Origin of the sequence: Sulfurovum sp. bin170 (assembly GCF_010892395.1) — a bacterium.
Lineage (GTDB): Bacteria > Campylobacterota > Campylobacteria > Campylobacterales > Sulfurovaceae > UBA1140.
The window spans coordinates 1-3,485 of sequence record NZ_JAACKB010000046.1; the positions used below are offsets into that span (position 1 = coordinate 1).

2 protein-coding genes are annotated in these 3,485 nt (G+C 37.0%); one reads left to right on the forward strand and one right to left on the reverse strand.

Translation table 11 applies throughout. From position 1 onward, the window contains the following. Positions 1–1,081 (forward strand): type IV pili methyl-accepting chemotaxis transducer N-terminal domain-containing protein (locus tag GSY74_RS01040; RefSeq protein WP_164663243.1); only part of this gene is annotated, 1,081 nt, incomplete at its 5' end. A gap of 46 nt (positions 1,082–1,127) precedes the next feature. On the opposite strand, the gene GSY74_RS01045 is transcribed toward GSY74_RS01040, so the two are convergent. Further along, positions 1,128–3,080: a M3 family metallopeptidase gene (locus GSY74_RS01045; RefSeq protein WP_370518753.1), complete on the reverse strand. Its 1,953-nt coding sequence runs from the start codon at positions 3,078–3,080 to the stop codon at positions 1,128–1,130. Positions 3,081–3,485: the final 405 nt, after the last annotated feature.

Genomic DNA, 3,485 nt, shown 5'->3' on the forward strand with positions numbered 1-3,485 from the left:
AAAAACTAATAACACAGAAAATATAAAACAGAGCAAAAAACATCAACATGGCATTGTAATTAACCTCGCAGGTAAACAGAGAATGTTAACACAAAAAATGAGCAAAGAGGCTCTGTTGATTGCAAAAGGCATCAATGTCAAAAACAATACAGAGAGTCTAAAGAAGACTATTGCACTTTTTGATAAAACACTTATAGGTCTTCGTAATGGTGACAAAAGCCTCCATCTTCCTAAAACCAATAATCAAGAGATTGTCAAACAGATAGATAAAGTCGTCTCACTGTGGAACACTTTTAAAATACATGTAGAAAAAGTAGCTGATGGTAAAACAGAGAAAGCCACACTGGTATCCATCGACAAAGAGAATCTCCCTCTTCTTCGAAATATGAATATGGTTGTACAGATGTACGAGAATGATGGTGCTTCCCATCTTGACCCGCATATGGCAAAAACCATTAACCTAGCAGGTCGTCAGAGAATGTTAACTCAAAAAATGACCAAAGAGCTTCTGCTTATCGCAAATAAATTAAAATCAAATGCCAATGTAGAGAGTCTAAAGAGTACAGGTGAACTATTTAAAGATACTTTAACTAATCTGATGACAAATAACAGAGAGGCTATGACGGATCCAGATATTGCTAAGCGACTTGTTACAGTTCAGACTCTATGGAGTGAGTATCAAAATGTTATTGCCAATACAGGAATATCAGAAAAAGAGCAACAAGCATCAAAAAAGCAACAAAATGATATTAGCCAGAAAATGACAAAAGAGCTACTTACCATTGCCAATAGAGTTGATGCCAAAGAGTATACAAAAAATCTCCAAAAGACTGGTGAGCTATTTGATAAAACTCTAATCGCTCTAATAAAAGGTGATACAGATTTAGGACTTGCAGGTACAAAAGATGAGGCGATTAACAGACAACTTGTCAAAGTTCAAAAATTATGGCTTGACTACAAAGAGATTATCTCAAATGCAGATGTTTCAGAGAAGGGATTAGAGAAAGCAATTGCTATTAACATTCCACTTTTGACAAATATGAACAAAGCTGTCAAGATGTATGAGGAGAGTGTAAAGTAAGTAAGGTGGTGCATTTATGCCCACCAAACAAAAGATGAAATTGCTATTACGCAATCCCATACAGTTTCAAAAGAGACTCAACTTTGGCAACTCTACCAAGCCACTGCTGATAGAGGGAACTCATATCTTCTGAACCACCCTTACTTAATATAAACTCATAATACCCCTCTGCTTTGGCTTGATTAAAACTACCATCCTCATCAAGACAAGCAAAAAAAGCATCAGCACTCAAAACCTCTGCCCACTTATAGCTATAGTACCCTGCTGCGTATCCACCTGCAAAGATATGAGCAAAACCATTTTGAAATTTATTATATGCAGGAACTTCAATCAATGCGGTAGTCTCTCTAATACCATCAAGCAGACTCTGAACCTCATCACCTTGATGTAGCTTTTTGTGTAGCGTAAAGTCAAATAGAGAGAACTCAACCTGACGCAAGATACCCATAGCAGCCTGATAGTTTTTGGTCTCTTTTATCCTCTCTAGTAGCTCATCACTCATCACCTCACCTGTCCTATGATGGAGTGCAAATCTTTTGAGTATCGCTTTTTCATAAGCAAAATTTTCCAAAAACTGTGAGGGAAACTCAACCACATCCCAAGCCACACCATTGATTCCTGAAACTGACCTCTCATTGCAAGTTCCAAAGAGATGATGAATCCCATGTCCCATCTCATGAAAAAGTGTCACCACATCATCATGACGCAAGAGACTAGGTTGAGTCTCTGTTGATGGTGAGAAGTTACAGACTATAAATGCAGTTGGCAGATGCTTTTTACCCTCTGCATCTACAAAATGAGTCTCCCAGTCATGCATCCAAGCCCCACCTCGCTTCTCTTTTCTTGACTCCAAATCAAAATAGATGCGACCAGATAATCTCTCTGCTTTGTATATATCATAAGCTTTAGCTTTTTCATGCCAAACAGTAGCCTCTACTTCTCTAAACTCAACAGCAAACAGACCTGAAACAACATCTAACAGACCATTTAGCACCCTACCCTGCTCAAAATATGGCTTGGTCATGCTATCATCAAAATCAAACTTCTCTTTTTTCAGTTTTTCAGAGTAATACCCTATATCAAAACTAGCAAAAGAGCCTATCTTATCTATCTTTTTTGCAAAATCTTTTAACTCATCTAGCTCATCTATAGCTTGTGGAATACTAAGCTCTGCCAACTTCTCCAAAAAATTAGTAACTGATTGGGTAGAAGGAGCATCTTTGGTTTCCAATGAATATGAGGCATAGTTCTCAAAACCTAAAATCTTAGCCTCCCTATCTCGTAGCTCCAATATCTCATCAATCACCTCTGCATTTTTTGATGCACGAGTAGAGTAGGCACGATAAAGCTCCTCTCTATATCCACGATTGACCCCATAAGTCATATAGGCTAAATAGCTCGGTATCTGTAGAGTAAACCTATACACTATTTTTCCAGCCAACTCAGTTTTTGCCAATGCCAAGTCACTCTCTGGGATTCCCTCTACATCCTTCTCATCCTCAATAATAAGCTCATACTCACTGGTAGCATCAAGAAGATTTTGAGAGAATTTATTAGAGAGTTCAGAGAGCTTTAAATTTATCTCCTCTAGCTCTTTTTTCTGCTCCATAGGAAGCTCTGCCCCTGATAGAACAAAATCTCTAATCTCATTATCTATAACTTTCTGTGCCTCTGCATCAGTGGATTTTATCTTTTTTATCTTATTAAAAAGCTCCTCATTCTGTGCTATCTGACTATGAAATTTGGAGAGTTGTGGCAGTGACTCCTCATAAGCTTTTTGCGTATCTTTGGAGTTGCTTACACTATTTAGATGTGATAGAGGAGTAAAAAAATTTCCAAGCTCTTCATCTAGGTCTTGAAGTGGTTTTAATACTGTTTCGTAGCTCTCTAGCTCACTCTTGGTTATACTATCTATAATCTCTAACTGTTTTGCTAATAATATCTCTAAATCTTTTGGGAACTGCTCTAAATTTTCTATTTTGAACTCTTGAAATTGCACTATATTCTGCCTTGGTTGTTTTTGGGAAATTATAGCGAAATAAATATTTGATTCTATTATTAAGCTAAGCCCAATAATAGTATAATCAAAACAGAAAAAAACACTCTAGGGTAAAAGCTCTGTTTGTATTTCGAAAAGTTAAATAGACTTTTTGCAAAACTCATTTGGAATTGGAGACTTTAGTCCAATGCCAATGAATTAGCGAGGCTGAAGCCATCGTTTCCTTATATGCAATTTACATTTTCGGAATCGGCGTGTTTACACCCGAACTATTTGGTTCAAAAAAAGCCCAATGCCAATGAATTGGATTTAGACAAGGGAGTCCCTTGTCTCTACTGTTTTGAAATTGAAATATTGTAGGGACAATGGCACTGCCTTGTCCTAATAAATCAATAACAATATTCT